The 1,058-nt window shown below is 61.2% G+C and carries 1 protein-coding gene; it reads right to left on the bottom strand.

Annotation, left to right across the window (positions count from 1 at the left end; genetic code table 11):
* Positions 1–1,058 (bottom strand): immunoglobulin-like domain-containing protein (locus LQ215_RS29460; RefSeq protein WP_230153737.1); only part of this gene is annotated, 1,058 nt, incomplete at both ends.

Raw genomic sequence — 1,058 nt, 5'->3', positions numbered from 1 at the left:
AGGGTCGCGGTGTAGGTGATGGTGCCGTTTTCATTCACGGTCGGCGTAGCAGTCAGCGTCACGGTGGTGGTGTCGTTGACATCGCTGACGATGGTGCTGACCGGAGCGGTGTTAGGAGCAATGGCTTCCAGGTTACCGCCCGATGCCGAAGCAATCGACTCGGTCACGGTGGTTGGACCTTGATACACGTCGTTGCCGACGGCTACATCCAATACGCCCGAGCTTGCGCCCGCCGCGATGGTGATGGTCTTGCCGCTTTCGAGCGTGACCGTCACAGGACCATTTTGCGCAGTGACCGGCTTGCCGTCGGCACCGGTGAGGGTCGCGGTGTAGGTGATGGTGCCGTTTTCATTCACGGTCGGCGTAGCAGTCAGCGTCACGGTGGTGGTGTCGTTGACATCGCTGACGATGGTGCTGACCGGTGCGGTGTTTGGAGCAATGGCTTCCAGGTTACCGCCCGATGCCGAAGCAATCGACTCGGTCACGGTGGTTGGACCTTGGTAAACGTCGTTGCCAACGGCTACATCCAACACGCCCGAGCTTGCGCCCGCTGCGATGGTGATGGTCTTGCCGCTTTCCAACGTCACGGTCACAGGACCATTCTGCGCGGTGACGGGTTTGCCGTCGGCACCGGTCAGGGTCGCGGTGTAGGTGATGGTGCCGTTTTCATTCACGGTCGGCGTAGCAGTCAGCGTCACGGTGGTGGTGTCGTTGACATCGCTGACGATGGTGCTGACCGGAGCGGTGTTAGGAGCAATGGCTTCCAGGTTACCGCCCGATGCCGAAGCAATCGACTCGGTCACGGTGGTTGGACCTTGATACACGTCGTTGCCGACGGCTACATCCAATACGCCCGAGCTTGCGCCCGCCGCGATGGTGATGGTCTTGCCGCTTTCGAGCGTGACCGTCACAGGACCATTTTGCGCAGTGACCGGCTTGCCGTCGGCACCGGTGAGGGTCGCGGTGTAGGTGATGGTGCCGTTTTCGTTCACGGTTGGTGTGGCGGTCAGCGTTACGGTGGTGGTGTCGTTGACATCGCTGACGATGGTGCTGACCGG

The sequence above is a fragment of the Pseudomonas brassicacearum genome (assembly GCF_918698105.1).
GTDB lineage: Bacteria > Pseudomonadota > Gammaproteobacteria > Pseudomonadales > Pseudomonadaceae > Aquipseudomonas > Aquipseudomonas brassicacearum_F.
Note: the sequence above shows the minus strand (reverse complement) of the source record. Positions and strands in the feature narration are given on the sequence as shown.